This window comes from Pseudoalteromonas sp. OF7H-1 (assembly GCF_022347825.1).
Taxonomy (GTDB): domain Bacteria; phylum Pseudomonadota; class Gammaproteobacteria; order Enterobacterales; family Alteromonadaceae; genus Pseudoalteromonas; species Pseudoalteromonas maricaloris.
Genome location: NZ_JAKRFX010000003.1, coordinates 287,269 through 307,620, shown reverse-complemented (window position 1 = coordinate 307,620; position 20,352 = coordinate 287,269). Strand labels below are relative to the sequence as shown.

18 protein-coding genes, 1 tRNA gene and 1 pseudogene are annotated in these 20,352 nt (G+C 40.7%); 10 read left to right on the top strand and 10 right to left on the bottom strand.

Annotation, left to right across the window (positions count from 1 at the left end):
* Positions 1-39 precede the first annotated feature (39 nt).
* A complete protein-coding gene (locus MHN30_RS05605) occupies positions 40-660 on the bottom strand; it encodes a hypothetical protein (RefSeq protein ID WP_239358876.1) in 621 nt (206 codons plus the stop codon).
* Between the two features lie 208 nt (positions 661-868).
* On the bottom strand, positions 869-4,588 hold the full coding sequence (locus MHN30_RS05600) for a hypothetical protein (RefSeq protein WP_239358874.1): 3,720 nt from the start codon (positions 4,586-4,588) through the stop codon (positions 869-871).
* Positions 4,589-4,793: 205 nt separating this feature from the next.
* On the opposite strand from MHN30_RS05600, the gene MHN30_RS05595 reads away from it, so the two are divergent.
* The 4 genes from MHN30_RS05595 to MHN30_RS05580 all read left to right on the top strand — a co-directional run bounded on the left by MHN30_RS05595 (position 4,794) and on the right by MHN30_RS05580 (position 7,889).
* Positions 4,794-5,627 carry a tyrosine-type recombinase/integrase gene (locus MHN30_RS05595; RefSeq protein ID WP_239358872.1) on the top strand — a complete coding sequence of 278 codons (834 nt, stop codon included), beginning with the start codon at positions 4,794-4,796 and terminating at the stop codon, positions 5,625-5,627.
* A gap of 63 nt (positions 5,628-5,690) precedes the next feature.
* Positions 5,691-6,859 (top strand): IS3 family transposase gene (locus MHN30_RS05590; RefSeq protein WP_239358870.1). Its coding sequence is split into 2 segments (ribosomal slippage): positions 5,691-5,949 and positions 5,949-6,859, totalling 1,170 coding nucleotides; the frame shifts between segments, so codons are not numbered across the junction.
* 161 nt (positions 6,860-7,020) lie between these two features.
* Positions 7,021-7,458, top strand: coding sequence for a DUF6641 family protein (locus MHN30_RS05585; protein ID WP_239358868.1), 438 nt, complete (start codon positions 7,021-7,023; stop codon positions 7,456-7,458).
* A gap of 2 nt (positions 7,459-7,460) precedes the next feature.
* Positions 7,461-7,889 carry a JAB domain-containing protein gene (locus MHN30_RS05580; RefSeq protein WP_239358867.1) on the top strand — a complete coding sequence of 143 codons (429 nt, stop codon included), beginning with the start codon at positions 7,461-7,463 and terminating at the stop codon, positions 7,887-7,889.
* Between the two features lie 223 nt (positions 7,890-8,112).
* Here the strand turns inward: MHN30_RS05580 and MHN30_RS05575 are convergent.
* From MHN30_RS05575 to cutA, 6 genes are all read right to left on the bottom strand, one after another.
* Positions 8,113-8,189: transfer RNA gene (locus tag MHN30_RS05575), tRNA-Ile, on the bottom strand.
* A gap of 575 nt (positions 8,190-8,764) precedes the next feature.
* A complete protein-coding gene (gene accC, locus MHN30_RS05570; RefSeq protein ID WP_010368767.1) occupies positions 8,765-10,111 on the bottom strand; it encodes an acetyl-CoA carboxylase biotin carboxylase subunit in 1,347 nt (448 codons plus the stop codon).
* 20 nt (positions 10,112-10,131) lie between these two features.
* Complete coding sequence (gene accB, locus MHN30_RS05565) at positions 10,132-10,593, bottom strand: acetyl-CoA carboxylase biotin carboxyl carrier protein (protein WP_130126957.1); 462 nt, start codon at positions 10,591-10,593, stop codon at positions 10,132-10,134.
* Positions 10,594-10,612: 19 nt separating this feature from the next.
* The gene (gene aroQ / locus MHN30_RS05560) at positions 10,613-11,074 is read right to left on the bottom strand and encodes a type II 3-dehydroquinate dehydratase (RefSeq protein ID WP_010368763.1); all 462 of its coding nucleotides are present in this window, start codon (positions 11,072-11,074) and stop codon (positions 10,613-10,615) included.
* A gap of 195 nt (positions 11,075-11,269) precedes the next feature.
* Complete coding sequence (locus MHN30_RS05555) at positions 11,270-13,231, bottom strand: protein-disulfide reductase DsbD (protein ID WP_239358866.1); 1,962 nt, start codon at positions 13,229-13,231, stop codon at positions 11,270-11,272.
* Entirely contained in the window at positions 13,231-13,551 is a 321-nt protein-coding gene (cutA, locus tag MHN30_RS05550; RefSeq protein WP_039494127.1) for a divalent-cation tolerance protein CutA, read from the bottom strand. The genes MHN30_RS05555 and cutA overlap by 1 nt, the downstream gene beginning before the upstream one ends.
* 129 nt (positions 13,552-13,680) lie before the next feature.
* On the opposite strand from cutA, the gene MHN30_RS05545 reads away from it, so the two are divergent.
* From MHN30_RS05545 to MHN30_RS05530, 4 genes are all read left to right on the top strand, one after another.
* Positions 13,681-14,193 carry an FxsA family protein gene (locus tag MHN30_RS05545; RefSeq protein WP_099028990.1) on the top strand — a complete coding sequence of 171 codons (513 nt, stop codon included), beginning with the start codon at positions 13,681-13,683 and terminating at the stop codon, positions 14,191-14,193.
* Between the two features lie 157 nt (positions 14,194-14,350).
* Entirely contained in the window at positions 14,351-14,638 is a 288-nt protein-coding gene (locus tag MHN30_RS05540) for a co-chaperone GroES (RefSeq protein ID WP_010368755.1), read from the top strand.
* 50 nt (positions 14,639-14,688) lie between these two features.
* Complete coding sequence (groL, locus tag MHN30_RS05535; protein ID WP_017217202.1) at positions 14,689-16,335, top strand: chaperonin GroEL; 1,647 nt, start codon at positions 14,689-14,691, stop codon at positions 16,333-16,335.
* Positions 16,336-16,639: 304 nt separating this feature from the next.
* Positions 16,640-17,269, top strand: a complete 630-nt coding sequence (locus MHN30_RS05530; RefSeq protein ID WP_130164914.1) for a hypothetical protein — start codon at positions 16,640-16,642, stop codon at positions 17,267-17,269.
* 19 nt (positions 17,270-17,288) lie between these two features.
* Here the strand turns inward: MHN30_RS05530 and MHN30_RS05525 are convergent, their stop codons facing one another.
* Complete coding sequence (locus MHN30_RS05525; protein ID WP_130164913.1) at positions 17,289-17,795, bottom strand: hypothetical protein; 507 nt, start codon at positions 17,793-17,795, stop codon at positions 17,289-17,291.
* Between the two features lie 945 nt (positions 17,796-18,740).
* Positions 18,741-18,941, bottom strand: a complete 201-nt coding sequence (locus MHN30_RS05520) for a hypothetical protein (protein ID WP_130164912.1) — start codon at positions 18,939-18,941, stop codon at positions 18,741-18,743.
* 315 nt (positions 18,942-19,256) lie between these two features.
* On the opposite strand from MHN30_RS05520, the gene MHN30_RS05515 reads away from it, so the two are divergent.
* Together MHN30_RS05515 and MHN30_RS05510 are read left to right on the top strand one after the other, a co-directional pair.
* The gene (locus MHN30_RS05515; RefSeq protein WP_130164911.1) at positions 19,257-19,406 is read left to right on the top strand and encodes a transposase; all 150 of its coding nucleotides are present in this window, start codon (positions 19,257-19,259) and stop codon (positions 19,404-19,406) included.
* Positions 19,407-19,750: 344 nt separating this feature from the next.
* Positions 19,751-19,897, top strand: a pseudogene (locus MHN30_RS05510) (IS3 family transposase); the annotation flags it as partial.
* Positions 19,898-20,352: the final 455 nt, after the last annotated feature.

Below are 20,352 nucleotides of genomic sequence, written 5' to 3'. Positions count from 1 at the left end.
GTGACTAAGTTGAGCATGCGATTGCTTTTCATTTTAAGCTTAGTGCTCATATACATGGCCTTCTGGTAGCCAGCCAATTAGGCCTGAGTCTTTCCCACTAATTACCTTAATTTTATGCCACACCAAAGGTATGTTAGCTTTAGTCATGACTGATTTTTGCTCCAATAAATCTATTTTTGTATCATCTAGCAAAACTTTTATTTGGTTGGGGCGTCTGTTAAATATATCTAAGTGAGATTCGAAATCTGGAACCTTCATTAGCATCATCCGTCGGCGATTGCTTTTGATTGCATATCTGCTTATTGAGTTACCAGCCTGTATAAGAGCCCGTCTCTCTTCCAGCAACATAAAAGCCACTTCTTTACGGCATTGTCTAGCACTAGACATTTGACTTGGAAGTTCATCATAAGGTAGGCCTTTGTATTCAGTATCGTTTATGGTGATGCTTCCGTTAGCGCCTATTTTACCCCCGAGTATTTTTGCAAGTGCTTTGGGGTTAATTTGTCCTTCAATGGCTGCCTGCACTTGAATCGAGCTTATACTCCCTGACGTTTCTACTTTGCCACATATATTGTGGGCAAAAGCATTTATATCATCGAGAGAAGTCGCCATGGCCGAAGAAGATATAAAAACTCCCGAAATAATTATTCTTAGACTCATTGATCTATTCCTTTCTAAAAAGCCAAATTTGTAAAACGATGCATCATAATTAAATACATTAAAGTGACCAAGCCAGCTAATAAAATCCCTAACAGTGATTTGGTTGGTGCGGCTAACCATTTGGATTTGCAGGGATTTCCAAGTGAGACATACTTATACTTTATAACCATACACATATTAATAGCTACATTTCGTGAGAGTTCGGTTGCTAAAGTTCAACTGAATTCAAGTAAGTGGGTAACCTCTCTATACTTGAAAAAATAATTTCATCAGCTTTTTCATTTACGAAATGCATGGGGACCAAAGAAGAGAAGACGACCATACCTATGAGCTGTATTGCATCATAATTTTTATCTACATACTTACCAAGGCTTAACATATCATTTTTTATTTCCTCTACTCTAAGAAAATGTTTATGTAACCTGTCACTTTTTCCTTTATGATTTACATTGCCTTTAAATTCATACAGTTGTCTGGCGATCTCACTTTGGCTCTTGGCCATTTCTAGGTCTTTACACTCAATAGCTAAAACAATATTTTTAGTTTTGTGCCACGCTAATACATCTACATCACCAAAGTCCTTAAGCTTCTTATTGAGTATTTTTGTTAGCTTAACTTCCTCTTCTACTTCCCACAGAGCTTTATCAAAACAGTTAGCTACTTCGGTATTAAATTGTAATCCGGTTTTTGCACGTTTAGAACCATTCCATGAGATCATCTTTTTGCTATGAAAGTGACTTTCATCAATTGTGGCATTATGTGCATTACTTAATAAGTAGAAAAATGATCGCTTAATATGCTCAGGAGAGATTAAGTATGTGTCGTTATTTTTTAGGTAAATAATTGGCTTACATGCCAACGAATATAACCGCTTAAATTTCCATGGTTGCCAATCTGTCGGCTTAAAAGGCTTTGGTATATCAGTCCAGTTACTTCTACTTTCTATAGATAGGGCAGTGATTATTTTATCTACTGTTCCTCTCTCTAAATCAGTCGGCAAAGACGCTAATTCGTTTCTACCTATAGTGAAAACTAGTTGTTCTTTGGTATATCCGTATTCCTGAATATCTCTAATGAAATTTATGGCTTGATTTGGGGTAAAACCAAACTCTGATACCCACGCATCCCAAAAAGTTCTATCGAAAGCGTTTTCGACGTCATTTTCACTTACTTCTGATGATTTTTCTGAGAAAGCAAGCTCGTAGTTGTTCGCTGAATTTTCAAGCCTTCCCCGGTGCAGTCCATGTTGATATTTGCTAACTATTAGATCCTCAAAGTCGTGTTCAAAAAGTACATCTCCAAAATGCGAAATAATAATTTTGGGGTTTATAGCGTCATAGTTTATGGCATCAGATACGCCACCTAATAGATGTAAACTTAGGGCATAACTTTGAAGTTCTTGAACATCCATTTTTCCAGGGGATTTGCCTCCGCTTCCAGGACATTCGCAAATAGCCATTTCTATAATTAACCTAGATGCTAAAGATGCTCCATTTAATAATCCAATTTCTTTGATTGCTACTTGGTATAGGTCATCATGATTCTTTTGAAGATCTTGGTTTGCTTTAAAGCTTTTAGTCCATCTAGTTTTATGAAGCTGACACAGCTCAATATTTTGTAGTAACAATGTAATCAGAGCTTTTTTGTTTAAAGTTTTTAACTTGCTTTGTGTTCTCTCCCAGATTCTACTTACGACCTTACCTAAAAATGCTTTGCAGTCGCTTTTTCCAGTTATATTGTTTGATTCTGGTTTGAGATCATTTATCCAACCTAAACCAAACTTGTGATTATTATCTGCTGCAATTTCAAGAGTAATTGGTTTTTCCGCTTCAAAGTTTTCAACAATATTTTCACTATATGTTTTGCATTCAAAAAAATGTACATGCCTAGCATATACTGAGCTGAAAACATGGCTAATGACTTGTTTCGTTTTGATTTCGTCGTCTTTGCAGCATTTGGTTATGAAAGGCTTTAGTAGTGCGACCTCTGCAATATTAGTCGGTAAGCTAAAACCATAGAACAAGTCTCTATCGAAATGGCATTCCAATACTTCGTTATCCAGTGAGTATGAACATGAATTTAAAACTTGTTCTTCACTTACATTGGGCGGTAAGTTTCTAGTATTTTCTTTAGGGATGTCTATACTAATTCGAATCAGGTTGATAGCCTGCTGAAGCTCTCCAACAAAATCTAGGTGTTCAATAACTTTGGGTAGCCAATGTATATAGGCGTTAAAAAATTGTGCTTGTAGAGCAATATCAATATCTGATTCGGTTGGCATCTCGAGCCAAATACTTGTGTTGTTCTTGTGATATGCTGCTTGTAATAATGTTAAATTCAAATCAACTGGACAATATATTTGCCGTACGTCATTTTGCTCAAAAAGACTGTTAGGGTAACCTCTTTGAGCAATAACCAATCCTAGTTCTGGGTGTGAAATTGTACAAAGATCAGTATCTTGAAGAACTCTTTCCCTTGTATCTTTTTGAAAGTTTGTACCAACAGATATGAAGACACTGTCAGAGTCAACATCGACAAAATCTGAGTGGTTAAAAATACTGAAGTTGTTTTGTTTAACGTATCCCCATAAATTAAGAAAGCCGTTTAAGTTGCTTATATGAGCTTTGTATTTTCTTGCTAGGTATTGAGCTTCCACTAATCGCCATATTCGATAAGGGTTGCAATCCGAGTCTTGGCTAAGTGTTGCTAAATCATTGACGTTTATTACTTCAATTAATTCATTTTTATTATTAGGTGAAAAATCAACAGAAAAGCCTCGACCAAACCCACACGGAACAATAATCGTACAGCTTTTGTTTTCGTTTCCTTTTTCTTTAAGATATTTGTTAAAATTTTTTATTTCTGAACTAATAAATTCAGTTAAATTGTCATCCGAGCCTATAAAACCTTGAAACCACCCTTTATCGAAGTCAATTAATGCGTCCATAGCAAAAATAAAGTGAAAGTAGTAGCCAACATCGAATTGTAGTGACAGTCTAGCTACTAACCAATTATCTAAGTTATTCCTTTTTTCAAAGCGTAATGGTGCGTTTTTGAATTCGCCAAATATGCGTAATTGACTTACCTTTCTAGATATACTGTTCGCCAATCCTTTGGTTAATGTTTCAAGAAGGCCTCGCTCCAAGCAAAACGAGTAAATTAGCCTCCTTATTGACGTGGTAATGGCTGTAGGTAACGCCAAAAAACAATTTCCTTCATACTGAATAAAGGGATTTGCTTCAAGCTCAGATTCGCCCAATATTGCAGTTGTTAATGCTTGGTAACTGCTACTAGACAAAAAGGGAAGAAGTTCTTGGTTGGGGGTGTTAGATACATTCAACTTTTTTGCTATAGAAGGTAAGTCTTTGATGCTATTTGAGCGAATTTCTTTTTTAGGGTATTCACAGCCAATTATATTAATTGGAGTATTGAATTTAGTAAGAACTTGATCACTAGCTACAAGTATAGCTTCAACTTGGCTTTGTAAAACTTGATAGTCGCCATCGTTCGGCATTGATTCCAGTACATCGATAAACATTTGGGTTTGGTGAATGCAACCTTCCCACAAACCTAATAGTACCTTGTACTCTTTTCCATTAAGCCATAGTTTTGAAGCCATTACGTCTTCGGCTGGATCTTCCATACTTGAAAAGCCATTAGCTGAAATAGCATTGAATACTTTTTTTATATAGCTCTTCGTTGCTTTGTTAGCTCCACGGGAAACTCCTAAGCTCATGTGGATCGCTTTCTCTAAAGTAGCTGTCGTTGATTGATATTCGGGATCTAATAGTAAAGAGCTAAAACATAAAGCTGATTCGATCGGGCTATAGTTATAAAGCAACTGGTTAAGTGACTCAGAATGTCTTGAGTACATTCCTGCTTGCCCTGCCTGCATGGAATTAATTAGTTTTAGCATATCTAGGGACATTCCGACTCCTTTCTCATATCAAACCGCACTACTGGGACAATTTAATAGAATTGGGACTTTTACGCAGTTTTGCAAGGTAACTTTACAGAGTAATAAATTTATTCGGTTGAATAGACTTGCATATTAAAGCAAAGAAAGTGACCTCTTGTTGCCTATGCATGCATTAGAATAGAAGGTTATCCTAAGTTAGTTTTTAGGGTTGAATATGTCAGTTTACAAGCGCAAGAACTCAAAATTTTATTACTGTGAGATCACTATCAACAGCAAGACGGTAATTCGCAGTACTAAAACTACTAAAAAGTCACTAGCACTGCGCTTTGAGAGTCAACTACGAGAAACGCTGTATAGACAGCACGTGTTAGGGGATAGACCGACTATCACTTTAGCTGAAGCAATACAGGAATATGCTACTAGTAAGAGTGGCTCGGTCAATCAACAAAACCTTGATACACAAATTAGAACACTGAATGCTCAGCTATCTCGTGTGTATTTACTCCAAGCGGATTTACATGGCTTAAATGGTGGTCACTTAACGAGGTCAGTATCGCTTAGGCGCAAAGATGGAGTTACAGAAGGCACTATCAGGTTAATGCTTACCACTTTAAAAGGGGTTGTTAATTGGTCAAAATCAGCCGGTTACTTGCAGCCAGAAAATCTTGTAATACCTAAACTACGTGTTAATAATCAACGAACTAGAACCTTGTCTAATCAGGAAGAAGTCCAACTACTCGAGCGATTGAAACTGAACAAAAATCCAGATGATTATGATCTGGTAGTTTTATTGCTGGATACTGCGGCTAGATTAAATGAAATCCAACAATTACATTGGGAATCTGTCGATTTAGAAACAGCTGAACTTCACTTGTGGCGAACTAAGACAAATACGGCATCAGTCCTGAAACTTACAGAGCGTTCATTAAATATTTTAAAACGTCGATATGAATCAAGCTCCCAAAAAGAACTCGTATTCCCATCAAAAGCAGGGGGCTTACGCAGAACTACACCTAAATCTATTCAAAAGGTATATGTAGTGGCATAGTTAATTTGGCCACCCATTAAGAAAGAAATGTTATGCTATTTGCATACAAATTTGGGTGAAAAAATGACGAAATTAAAACGCGCAACGTATTCTGCTGCAATCAAATTAGAAACAGCTCAGCTTGTAGTTGATCAGGGCTACACGCAAGAAGATGCAGCCAAAGCTATGGGGGGTGGTAAATCAACTGTAAGTAAATGGGTAACTCAATTAAAGCAAGAACGGAATGGCCAGTCCCCATTAGCTTCACCAATGACACCCGAACAAATTGAAATCCGCGAACTTAAAAAGCAAATACAACGTATTGAATTAGAAAAGAATATATTAAAAAAGGCTACAGCTCTCTTGATGTCCGACTCCCTGAACAATTCTCGTTAATTGAGAAATTAAATCAACGAGAGCGTTACCCAATTAGCGTATTCAATGTGCATCGCAGCAGCTATAAATATTGGGCCATACGGGATACAACGCCTACACCAGAGCAAATAAGGCTAGAAGCTGAAGTTAAAGCCATACATGCAATGAGCGGCGGTTCAGCTGGGGCACGGACAATCGCAGCAATCGCAACGAATAACGATTTTGAATTAAGCCGTTATCGCGCCGCTAAGCTAATGGTTAAACTAAAACTAGAGAGCTGTCAAGTACCACAACATCAATATAAAAGGGGTGGTAATGAGCATCTTGAAATCCCAAATTTGCTAGATAGGCAGTTTGATGTTGTTGAGCCGAATAGGGTGTGGTGCGGTGATGTGACGTATATTTGGACAGGCAATCGCTGGGCCTATTTAGCGGTCGTTGTTGATTTATTTGCACGTAAAGTCGTTGGTTGGGCAATGTCGTTGTCGCCAGATACTAACTTAACGCTAAAAGCGCTTGAACTCGCGTATGAAAGCAGAGGTAAACCAAGTGGATTGATGTTTCACTCAGACCAAGGAAGCCATTATACAAGCTTGAAGTACCGCCAACGTTTATGGCGCTATAAAATTACACAAAGTATGAGCAGGCGCGGAAATTGTTGGGATAATGCGCCAATGGAGCGATTTTTTAGAAGCTTTAAAACGGAGTGGATGCCAAAGGTTGGATACGAAAACTTTAAAGATGCTAAATATGGTGTGAGTGATTATATCAACGGATATTATAACAACGTTAGGCCTCATCATTATAATGCTGGTTTAGCGCCAAATGAATCTGAGGTTAGATACCAAGATTCTAAAACTGTGGCCAAAATTAGTTGACCACTACAGTATGGCGATCTTAAGAAGAAATAAACATTCTTAGTGTCCATTAGTTAAATACCTATGCCAGCAATATGCTGGCATTTTTTATATTTCCCGTTGCTAATGTTTGGAAAATGACTGGATGGTTATAGGGTCTTAAATAACCAACAGGTGAAGTAATGAGTCAATCAACACTAGCAAAACTGAAATGTACCGCCCGTCCTACTATTCCAGCTATCGAGCCTATTCAAGTTAAACGCGAAAAACTGATTGCCCGATTAAACGAACAACGTGCTATGGCTGCTTGCTTATTGGAAAATGAGGTGTATACCGCTTATAAAGAGGTTTGGATAACCGATGGTATTACCGGAGAGAAGAAACGAGTAAAGCAACCTAAGAAGCTAAGACAATGGTTCTATCAAGTGAATGATATTTGGTTCTTTGAAATAAAGTATGGCAACAAGTCATTGGAATTACAGAAAGGCAAAGTTGCGATTGAGGTGGGTAAGCAAGAAAATTTACTGACAACAATCGACACCTTAATTCAGGCTGTTGAAAAAGGAGAGTTAGATGTTCAGCTAAAAGCCGTTACTGGACCAAGAAAAGCAAAGGTCTAAACGTGGCTATATTACGTGAAATAAGCTGTGTCTATACCTTTAGGGAAGTAGATGATGACATTTTGAATGTAACACTTGATAGTCCAGAGAAGGTCTATCAAGTGTTTAAGCATTTGAAACATGAAACCAAAGAGCGTTTTATCGTGGTGAACTTGAACAGCCAGCATCAAATTATCAATTATGAGGTTATAGCGATTGGCACGGTAAATCAGATATCACTTCGTCCGGCTGAAGTATTGAGAACAGCCATTTTGATTAACGCTCCAGCTATTATTCTAATTCATAACCACCCATCCGGTGATCCAAAACCAAGCCCGCAGGATTTTCATTTTACCGAGCAAATTAAACAAGCCGCAAAGATGTTCAGTATCGATGTGCTTGACCATGTTGTTATTGGATATGAGAGTTTTGATAGAGCTGTCAGAGATTAAGCCCTGTTAAAATCAGGGTTTCAACCAAATTCATAGTTACCAAAAAATTACACGAATTTCGTTACTAGGGGCGATCCCCAATCAAACGTGGCTACTATTTAAAATGAAATTTAGGGAAAATCTAGGTGGTCCTAGTTGACCTTGGTCGGGATTGGCGACTTATCTGGTAAAACAGAAAATAGTGAGAAGTTATTTACCATCTAACCCACGTATTTAGTGGAGATGGTGGCCCCACCCTGACTTGAACAGGGGACCTGCCGATTATGAGTCGGATGCTCTAACCAACTGAGCTATGGGGCCACATTTTTAAAGCTTGGACTTGCTTTTCTACTCTTATCACTTAAGCCCGCTCATTATGAGTCGTGCGCTCTAACCAACTGAGCTATAGGGCCATTTTGTATTTTTGCGCGTTATATTCGTCCATGAAGCTTGGTTCCGGTCTCGGATTCAACACTCAGGGTCGCTGCGCTAATATCCCTTCGCTTCCTCGACGTAAACTTTCTTTGAAAGTTTACCCAACTGAGCTATAGGGCTATTTGCTGTAGTGATTTAAAGGTAAATCACTGAAAGCGCAGGCAGTATAAAAATTTTTAACAGGCTTGTCACTATTAAAACGTGAAAAAGTCGGGGCGAATGGATTGATCGCTCAATATTAAGCCAATGTTGTAGCGGTGAGGGTGTTGCGCTGTGCGGATCATTAAAATGGTGAGGTAAGTACTGGTCTGGTTTTGCAGTGTAAAAAATAGAGTCTCTTAGAATTCGGGTTGGATCTTTGCTACAAACACAGAATGAGCGAGCAGTAACGTTCGTTGGAAGTAGGGCTGAGATAAAAGAAGCCGGCATTTGGCCGGCCTCTTTTAGGAGAACGAATTAGGTTATTGGTGCATGCCTAGTTTTTTCTCTAGGTAGTGGATATTCGTGCCACCGTTTTGGAAGTTCTCGTCTGACAAGATCTTTTTGTGAAGTGGGGTATTGGTTTTAATCCCGTCAATCACTAGTTCATTCAGTGCGTTTTTAGCACGAGCGATCGCAACATCACGGTTTTCACCATAAGTGATTAACTTACCGATCATTGAGTCGTAATGTGGCGGCACTGTGTAATCAGCGTAAATATGGCTGTCCCAACGGATCCCAAGGCCACCTGCAGGGTGGAAACGCGTAATTTTACCCGGTGAAGGGATAAAGTTCTCTGGATCTTCTGCGTTAATACGGCACTCGATTGCGTGACCACGGATCACCACGTCTTCTTGTGTGATAGAAAGCGGTTGGCCAGCTGCAATCTTAAGTTGCTCTTTGATTAAGTCTACGCCAGTGACCATTTCTGTTACTGGGTGCTCAACCTGAATACGGGTGTTCATTTCAATGAAGTAGAACTCGCCGTTTTCGTATAAGAATTCAAACGTACCTGCACCGCGATAACCAATCTCGATACATGCACGAGTACAGCGATCACCAATGTATTTACGCATTTCTGCTGTGATCCCTGGTGCAGGTGCTTCTTCCACTACTTTTTGGTGACGACGCTGCATTGAACAGTCGCGCTCACCTAGGTGGATTGCATTGCCTTGACCGTCAGCGAGTACTTGTACCTCGATGTGGCGTGGGTTTTCTAGGAATTTTTCCATGTAAACCATACCATTACCGAAGAACTGCTTCGCTTCTTGTTGTGTTAAGGCGATAGAGTTTGCAAGTTCTTTTTCGTTGCGAACGACACGCATACCACGACCACCGCCGCCGCCAGCCGCTTTGATGATAACTGGGTAGCCGATACGCTTAGCGATCTGCGTGTTGCGGTCGTTGTCATCAGTCAATGGACCATCAGAACCAGGCACGCAAGGTACGCCTGCTTTTCTCATCGCTTCAATTGCTGATACTTTATCACCCATTAGGCGAATAGTGTCGCCCTTTGGACCGATAAAGATAAAGCCACTTTGCTCAACTTGGTCAGCAAAGTCGGCATTTTCAGAAAGGAAACCGTAACCTGGGTGAATAGCAACCGCGTCTGTGACTTCTGCCGCCGCGATAATACGAGGAATATCAAGGTAGCTTTCGCTTGCCGCAGGTTTTCCGATACAAATGGTTTCATCTGCAAGAAGAACGTGTTTTAGGTCGCGGTCAGCTGTTGAGTGCACAGCAACCGTCTTTATACCTAGCTCCTTGCAGGCACGCAATACGCGAAGTGCAATTTCACCTCGGTTTGCAATGACTACTTTATCTAACATAACGTTGACCTTCTGCGTAATTATTCGATGATGAATAGCGGTTGGTCGAATTCTACTGGCTCACCGTTTTCAACTAGGATTGCTTTCACTACACCAGCTTTGTCTGATTCGATCTGGTTCATCATCTTCATGGCTTCAACGATACAAAGTGTGTCGCCAACATTTACTTTTGAACCTACTTCAACATATGCCGCTGCTGTTGGAGAAGAAGCTGTGTAGAAAGTACCAACCATAGGAGACTTAACTTGGTGACCTGCAGGTGCGCTGCTTTCTGCTGGTGCAGCTTCTACTGCAGGAGCTGCCGTTGGTGCTGCTGGTGCAGGTGCCGCTGGAGCTGCCATGTATTGTTGAGGTTGTGCATAAACTGGTGCACTGCTGTGGCGATTGATACGTACTGACTCTTCACCTTCAGTGATTTCTAGCTCTGCAATACCTGATTCTTCTACTAGCTCGATAAGTTTTTTGATCTTGCGAATATCCATACAATGACCCGCCTGTTAGTTAATTTGAGTTATTTTGTTTTCGCAATTGCGCTAACGCTGCATCAAATGCAGCACGATAGCCCAACGCGCCTAATCCACATATCACGCCTTCCGCCACATCAGAAAAATAAGACTTGTGACGAAATGGCTCTCTGGCGTACACATTGGTGATGTGTACTTCATAAAAAGGGATGTCCACACTGAGTAAAGCGTCTCGAAGGGCAATGCTCGTATGGGTAAATGCGGCAGGATTAATGATAATCGCATCGCATTGTTCATATTGAGCGTGAATAGCCTCGATTAGCTGCGCTTCACTATTACTTTGAATGTGTGACAAGCTGACTTGCTGTGCTTCTGCATATTCAGTTAATGCGTCAACAATTTCGTTGAGAGTCTGCGTGCCGTACTTGTGCGGCTCACGGCGACCTAGCATATTTAAATTAGGGCCGTTTACTAATAAAATCTTTAATTTTGCAGACATATTACGCGAACTTCCTTTAACTAAAGCATTAGCCAAAAATTTAGACTGTATGGCTTGTTAACTTAAGCCGAATTCCAGCAAATAGCAAATATTTCTCCATTTCGTGGAGTATTATAGAGAGTTCGAGGTAAATAGCAGCAAAATACTGGTCTAATCAGAAGGGAAGAGGGGCAAGTGTACTTGCCCCTAAAATGGTTACTTTGCGTCCTGCTTGGCCTTTTCTAGGTGGGCAGCAAAGTCTTTTGCGTCTAAGAAGCCTGTGATGCGGTGTGTTAGCATCTCATTACCTTGACTATCAAAGATTAAAATAGTCGGTAAACCAAACACCGTAAATGCTTCCATGATCTCTTGGGTGTTGTCATTGGCTTTGGTCAAGTCGAGCTTTAATAGCTCATAATCTTTGAACTGTGCTTGTACTTCAGGTTTCGGGAAAGTGTATTTTTCAAACTCTTTACACGCAACACACCACTCTGCGTATAAATCAACGATAGGCACTTTGCCTTTAGCATTAGCCTTGATCACTTCCTCTCGCAGTGCAGCTAAATCAGGGATCAATCTAAACTTTTGCAGTCCACTTACTCTTGGTTGCTTTATGGCTGGTAACTCAGTCGCCTTTGGTTGGTCTTTTGCGGATAGCCCAGCCGTCTTTTCTGCTAACTGTTGTTTTACTGCGGTCAACTCAGCAGCCAACTCAGCGGCTAATTCGTCCACGTGTAATTGAGTTTGTATTAGACTGGCTTCTAAACTTGGCTCTTGTTTAGGCATAATTGCGTCTTTAACACCAAATAAACCCGGTATCAGTAACATAAGTGCCATTGTCCATAGTAAAGTCTTTCCTTTACTTGCTTGAAGCTGGCTTTGCCAGAAGTGTAAATATAGAGCTGTTGCAATAGCCAAAATACTTGCCATTAGTACTATGATGTCAAAGTCTACAATACGCTCTAAAAGGATAAGCGGTACGAAGAGCATCACAAAACCAAATAGCGTTTTGACCTGATCCATCCAACCACCTGCTTTTGGCAGTAATTTTCCACCTGAGGTACCTAGCAGTAATAGCGGTAGGCCCATGCCCAAGCTAAGTGCGTATAGCGTTACCGCGCCCACTACATAATCACCGCTTTGCGCGACAAATAATAGCGCGCCAGAAAGTGGAGCCGTGGTGCAGGGCGATGCAATAAGTCCAGAAAGCACACCCATAATGAATACGCCCCAGTAATTGCCGCCTTTTTGCTTGTTACTGAGCTGAGTGAGTTTATCCATCATGCCGCTAGGTAAACGAATTTCGTAAACCCCAAACATAGATAGCGCGAGTGCGACGAACAATATACTAAAGCTGATAAGTACCGCTGGATGCTGCAAGTAGCCTTGAATTTGGCCACCGAAATACGCAACGACTAACCCAAGTGCAGCGTAAGTGACCGCCATACCTTGCACATAAACAAAAGACAAACTGAAGGCTTTTTTAGTCGAAAGGCCTTGTTGACCGGCGATGAGGCTCGACAAAATTGGGAACATCGGGAATACACAAGGGGTAAACGCAAGGCCAATACCAAGGCCAAAGAACGTCAAAATATTCGCAAGTAAGCTGCGCTGCATTAACTGCTCAGTGAAAGACAAATTATCGTCATCCACAGGCGCGCTTTCGCTTTGAGCTTCTGCTTTTGTCTCAGGTGCTTTTGTTTCAGGAGCTTTGGTTGGCGTGGTCTTTGGCTTTTCTCCTGCAATCGTGCTTAACGGCACTTCTACAATTTCTGGCGGGTAGCAAAGTCCAGCTTCGGCGCAGCCCTGATAGCGTATTTTTACGATTGCACCTTGCTCGATATTACTGAGCTTAGAGATAACAGATAAGTTATTAAAGTAGACTTCAGTGCGACCAAAAAACTCATCTTCAATCATCTCCCCTTTTTCAAGCTGTGGCACTTGGATGTCGGCTTGTTTGGCGATAATTTGAAGATTCTTCTTATATAAGTAATAGCCGTCGGCGATGTCCCAACCTACAAACAAGGTGTTGCCTTGCTGGTCAAAATCGAACTTGAATGCTTCTTTTACTGGTAAAAAAGTCTCTTGCTTAGGAGCCAGTAAGCTGTCTAGCACCGCATTGTTTGCTTGCGCGGGAAACCACATCAGCAATGAGAAAAGAACTACTAAGAGTCGCATTACAATAATACCTCGTCCATCCATTTGAAATAAGCTAAGTTGCCGCTGGTGACGTCCACGACTTGAATTTCTGGGACATCATAACTGTGTAAGTCACGAATAGCGGCCATCACTTGCTCTAGTTTTTCGGATTTTGTCTTGATTAACAGCTTGGTTTCTTGTGCATGTTCAACCTGACCTTCCCAAACATAAATAGATTCCACTGCTGGGATTAGGTTCACACAAGCAGCAAGTTTTTGCGTTACAAGTTGCGTTGCAATCTTACGCGCTTCTGCAACCGAATCGCATGTAGATAAGACGAGTTTATATCTTACGCCCATTGCCATTTCCATTTTAGGGTTAGTAATGGCATCTTAGCGGATAGCTCCTCTTTTCTAAAGCGTCTTACTTGTATCGCTTGAATTAAGACCTTTGCACCCATATTTATCTTTCGTAGATTTGGAGAAAGTATGTTTAGATTCTTATTTATTTTATTTATCGCTATTCCGATTATTGAAATTGCTTTGCTGATCCAAGTCAGCGAGGTGATAGGCGGTTTTGCTACCATTGCGCTTGTAATTGGTACCGCCATTTTAGGGGCAAGACTGGTTAAACAGCAGGGTCTTGGCGCTTATGTCAACGTACAGCAACAGATGTCTCGTGGGCAATTGCCTGCACAAGATTTATTTACCGGTTTGTGTGTGATCATTGCCGGTGTGCTATTGATGACGCCTGGGATCATGACCGATGTATTAGGTTTTTTACTGTTAACCCCAGCCGTTAGAAAAAGGCTGGCGCAGTCGCTTTTAGCTCATGCCACCGTAAGAGTGCAAACAGGCATGCACTCAGGTCAGTCACCGTTTGCTAATCAATCACGCGACGGGCGTGCGGAGCAGCAGGAAGAAATTAGAGATCCATTTAAAAATCAATCGGGTAGAAATTCTTCAACAACGATTGAAGGTGAATACGAAAGAAAAGACTAAACTTTTTTTGGTTTTTTCTCTTGGGTTTTAATTTGCCCATCCCCATAAATGAAAGCAATTAAAATTGCGTGTGTTAACCACAACCTGTGGATGTAACAGCGCCTTAAAAAAGCATTATTTCTGTCATTGTTCAGAAACTGTTAGGAGAACTATATAAATGAACATTCGTCCTTTACATGATCGCGTCATTGTTAAGCGTCTTGAAGAAGAAACAAAGTCAGCTGGCGGCATTGTGTTAACTGGTTCTGCAGCTGAAAAGTCTTCACGTGGTGAAGTAGTTGCAGTAGGCAACGGCCGCGTGTTGGACAATGGTGAAACTAAAGCACTACAAGTAAAAGCAGGCGACACAGTGTTGTTCGGCTCTTACATCGAAAAAACTGAAAAGATCGAAGGTCAAGAGTACCTGATCATGCGCGAAGATAACATCTTAGGCATCGTAGAATAATTAATACTTTTTAGTTTAATCGACAACAGAATTTAAGAGGAATTTATAACATGGCAGCTAAAGAAGTTCGTTTTGCAGGTGACGCTCGTACAAAAATGCTAAAAGGCGTAAACGTACTAGCAGACGCAGTAAAAGTAACGCTAGGTCCTAAAGGCCGTAACGTTGTTTTAGAAAAGTCATTCGGCGCACCAACTATCACTAAAGACGGTGTATCTGTTGCGAAAGAGATCGAGCTTGAAGATAAGTTCGAGAACATGGGCGCACAAATGGTTAAAGAAGTTGCGTCTAAAGCTAATGACGCAGCGGGTGACGGTACTACAACTGCAACTGTTCTTGCGCAAGCTATCGTGAACGAAGGTCTTAAGTCAGTTGCTGCGGGTATGAACCCAATGGACCTTAAGCGTGGTATCGACAAAGCAGTTATCGCTGCTGTTGAAGAGTTAAAAACGCTTTCAGTGCCTTGTTCAGACGCAAAAGCGATTGCACAAGTTGGTACGATTTCAGCTAACTCTGATAAAGAGATTGGTGACATCATTGCAGAAGCAATGGAAAAAGTAGGTCGCGAGTCTGGTGTTATCACTGTAGAAGAAGGCCAATCACTACAGAACGAACTAGATGTAGTTGAAGGTATGCAGTTTGACCGTGGTTACCTATCACCTTACTTCATCAACAACGCTGAAAAAGGCCAAGTTGAGCTAGATAACCCACATATCCTTCTAGTAGACAAGAAGATCTCTAACATTCGTGAACTTCTACCTACACTTGAAGCCGTTGCTAAAACAAGCAAGCCGCTATTAATCATTGCTGAAGACCTTGAAGGTGAAGCGCTGGCAACTCTGGTTGTAAACAACATGCGTGGTATCGTGAAAGTTGCTGCGGTTAAAGCACCTGGCTTTGGTGACCGTCGTAAAGCAATGCTACAAGATATCGCGACACTAACTGGTGGTACGGTTATCTCTGAAGAAATTGGCCTTGAGCTTGAGAAAGCTACGGTTGAAGACTTAGGTACAGCTAAGCGCGTGGTTATAACTAAAGATGATACAACTATCATTGACGGTGCTGGCGAGCAAGAAGCAATCGATGGTCGCGTATCTCAGATCAAAGCACAAATCGAAGAAGCAACTTCTGACTACGACAAAGAGAAACTACAAGAGCGCATGGCAAAACTTGCAGGCGGTGTTGCAGTAATCAAAGTTGGCGCAGCAACTGAAGTTGAAATGAAAGAGAAAAAAGACCGCGTAGAAGATGCACTACACGCAACTCGCGCAGCGGTTGAAGAAGGTGTAGTACCTGGTGGTGGTGTTGCGCTAGTTCGCGTAGCGAGCAAGCTTGAATCGCTAACTGGTGACAACGAAGACCAAAACCACGGTATTAAAGTGGCACTTCGTGCGATGGAAGCACCACTTCGTCAAATCGTTTCAAACGCAGGTGACGAAGCATCAGTTGTGGTTAACGCAGTTAAAGCTGGCGAAGGTAACTACGGTTACAACGCTGCAACTGGCGAATACAGCGACATGATCGAAATGGGTATCCTAGACCCAACTAAAGTAACGCGTTCTGCACTTCAGTTCGCAGCATCGGTTGCTGGTCTAATGATCACCACTGAAGCGATGGTTGCTGAAATTCCGAAAGAAGAAGCTGCTGGTCCAGATATGGGCGGCATGGGCGGAATGGGTGGCATGGGCGGCATGATGTGATAAACATCATCTCCTAAGCACTACACGCTTTAGAAAAAACCCTAGCATCTTGATGTTAGGGTTTTTTTGTGTCTGAAATTTGCTCAAGCGTCATTATTTTAGGGGTATAAAGTGGGGTATCGATTTAAGTCCCATGTGTTGTAAAAAAAATGTGCTTTGTGCTGTTTCACACAAATGGACTAGTAGCAGGAACATGCTTAGTTGGGCTAACTAACCAATGTATAACAACCATAAAATCCAACACAATATGCTAAAGTAAAATAGGAATACTGCCGATACTAAGGCAATACGAAAAGGAGCTTTTATGACTATTCATTTTAATATCCATTCGGTGTCAACAACGAATGCGCCAACATCAACACCTACACAACCGTTTGCTACGCCCGTAAAAAAGGAGCCAGAACCAAATCAGGTTAAAGATACCAAAGAGAAACAAGTATCTGACGAGTCTGTGTCTATTGCTGCATTTACAGGTGATGCGCCGAGCAGTTCACCATACAGCGCTCTACTTAATCCTGAGGGCTTTGATTTTGAGAATATGTCTATCAATGAATTTAAAGGTATTGTTGACGCAATTCGAACGTTGGAGTCTGATATGGCACGCTCGAGTGGGTATACGGGGAGCTTACGTGACACATTTTGGGATGATGTAATGGGGGTGAAAGGTTCTTTAGATGGTGTCAATTTTGAGGAAAAAGGTTTCAAGCCTGACGAAAAAATAAATATTATCGACTTCTTTGTAGATCATGTAGAAGGCGCGGCGCAAATGGAAAAAGAGAACTACCGCTCATTTCATGGTGTGTTGGGTAATGCTCAAAAGAAACAGCAAACAGTTGCTAAAATCACTTCAGAATCTTTTCTCCAAGAGTATCAAGAGAAGGTGATCAATTTCCTAAAAAGCCAAGAAACTAAACTTGTTGATACGCAGGCTTAATTAGCCTGCGTAATATAAATTAATTCTCGCGGTATTCGTAACGTACACCGCCACGTATACTTGTACCGCCACCGTTGTTTTTCAGAGTTAATCTATAGCTGCCACGAGGAAGGTATCTTCCGATATGAGTACCTCGATCAATTTCTCTATCATCACGGTATAAAATTAATTCCATATCATGGCCATCATAGTTTCTTTCTATTGTGAAAAAGTAAGAATTACAAGTACCGCCAAAGCTTGAAAAATTGGTAAGAGTAATTTCTTGATCTACTTTAGCACTTGCATACTTTGTATATTTATAGGTCTCGCAGCGTCCCCATTCAGCATTTAATTCAGCGGCTCTTTGATTTACGTCTAGTTCGCCACTTTCAGAACGGTCTAGCAGCTCAGCCATAGTAATACCTTCAGCTTTAGCGACCGCTTCAGCTCTTTGAACTAATCCACCTTCGGCTTGAGCATAAGATATAGCAGAAGTGCTAACCAATGTCGCTAACATAAGTGATTTTAATAAACCGATAACTTTCATAATATTCCTTTGTCCTTGAAGTTATTTTGTATGATGAGAAAAAGAGAGTGATTTTGTAACTTGACTCTTGAAAGCCTTTTCTCAGAATCAAACTCGGAGAAAATTTTAATTTATCTATGTTCCTATTACAATACAAGGTAGTTCGAAATTTACTTCTAATTAACCTGAGGTTTGGATAAGAAATGGCTAATTCATTATTTTTAGTCAAAAAGGCTTTTCTTCTTGTCTAGCCAGCAAGATTTAGGGAAAACAAGGCGTATTTACGCACCAATAGCGAGCTATTGGAAGTGAATTCAACGCAGTTAGCGCTAAAACTGGCTGCTAGAAAGGCATTAATTATCCGCAGTTCAGGTTAATTATATGATTGCCAGTATCATAACAATTTGTTATTAAATAATTTATATTGAATTGCTTCAGAGCCTTAGAGTTGTTGTTAGCGCGCTATTGATATAGGTAACTGGTTGAAATATAAATAAATTTATACTTTATTTCATCCGAGGGGTATAAAGTGGGGTATCGCCACTTTTTCCCATGCTAATAGTCCAATATAAACAAAAGCTTAAGCTCTGTATGGGCGGCATGATGTAAGTGCGACGAGAGTCGCGCTTGTTTTTGTAACCTATTGATTGGTAGGGTAATTTTGTAGGTTTCGCTCCCTTGGTTGAGCGTTGACGAAACGCTCAATACCCCTTACCCAGAGTTATCTGGGACTCTTAGAACACCAAAGGTCAACATATTAAATGGGTGCTCGAGTTGAACGATTACATGATGTAATTGAACCAACTGACCTTGCTTCAAAATTAAGCCAACTTCTTGAAGGAGTTGGCTTATTTCAAAATGTAAGTTTCACAGCATCTTATTGTTGCTGTTACTACTTCAATAACAGCGCAGTGATATAAGCTGCTTTGGTGATTGTCTGGCGTATTTCGTCCGCGGCCAGACCTGTTATTCAGCTAACAGTAGCCTAGGGATAGTGCGATGCTGGTAACGGCATGGTGCAAAGCTTCCTGACAATGTACCTCTGTAATAGGCATCTTTTTCTGTGAACAAAAGGTGGTTTTGGTGAATGACAAACCGAAACAGGGCTAGGCCGATAGCAATGGTTAGCGTACGTAAACTACTGCAAACACAGTCAACTGCAATCATCAAAATCTCATTGTTACGCTTAAAGCAAAAGGTATGTGGCGGGTTACTCCTTTTACATCTGGGAATATGATGACAAGAACCATTGGTGGATAAGTAGAACCTAACCCTATCGTTGTCATCAAAGTGGAACTTGGGAAGCCCAATTATTCGCTTAACTTTTGTTATCAAAGTTATAGGTAGGCGACCCGCAAGGGTCGTTGTTGGATAAGTGGGTAAAGGATGTCTGACCAAGCGAAGGCCGAATTGTAATGATGAACTGGTTTAATTGAGCCGGACACTTTAATAATGGACAATGATCTAATATTGAGGTGTTAAATGACAAAACGTAAAAATAAGTCTTATAGAACTGAATTTAAGCAAGAAGCAGTTGCTTTAGTGATAGAGCAAGGCTATTCAGTTTCAGAGGCGGCTGCTTCTTTAGAGATCACCACCAAACTGATTTATAGCTGGAAATTCATTAAATGAAGATGAGTAAAACGGCTGAGATAAGAAGCAAAGTATCGGTTCCTCAGAGAGAATAGCCAAGCTTTTAGAGTTATCAAATTATGTTCAGCTATGAAAGTGAGTTGCTCAAACTATTACGCACGGCTAGCGAGTCCAGTAAAGCTTATAACGGCTGAAAAGTTACATCTTTATCGAAAGGCAAAGCACTGTTGAAATGCAGCAGAGAAAGCTTAGGCTACCGTGAGTTATGTAAGAGCTTAAGCAAAGAAGGTTTTAAAATAACGCGCTATAAAACCAGAGAGTTAATGGCGAAGCTCAATTTAGTTGTTAAACAACGTGTGGCTTATAAGGTAATAACTCAGCGGAAGTACTCTGATACCGTTGCTGATAATTTGCTTAACCAGAGCTTTAATCCGGTAGCACCGAATCAAATTTGGGCTGGCGACGTGACGTACCTAAAAAATGACGAAGGCTGGATGTATCTTGCTGTTGTAATGGAACTATATTCACGTTGAATTGTTGGCTGGCATAATGATAGGTGTATGACCACTGATCTAGTGAGTAAAGCGTCTGTATCCAACACTTTGATTATATTAGCAATACAATAGCGTTTTGGAATGCTCTTTTCAAAGGGATGGTGATGCCGTAGCCAATCCAGTTGCAGCTCACCAAACTCTAGAATTGGCATCCATCCGTCAGCGCCACTAAGCACGGCACTCAGAGTCAAAAACAAGATGCCGACAAGATTATGTTTGATATTAACATCGCTTATAGGAGCTTCAATCCATTCTAAATGCATGATGCTCATTGTAACGACATAAAAATTGCGGTGCTTAACCAGATCATAAAACTCCAATACTTGTCAATTTAAAGCTCGATCCCACCCTAGCCCGAAGATGTTTGTTAATATTTTTTATATTGTTAGTGTTTTTGCTCTTTTTATTTATCCTTAATTTTATTAATAAGT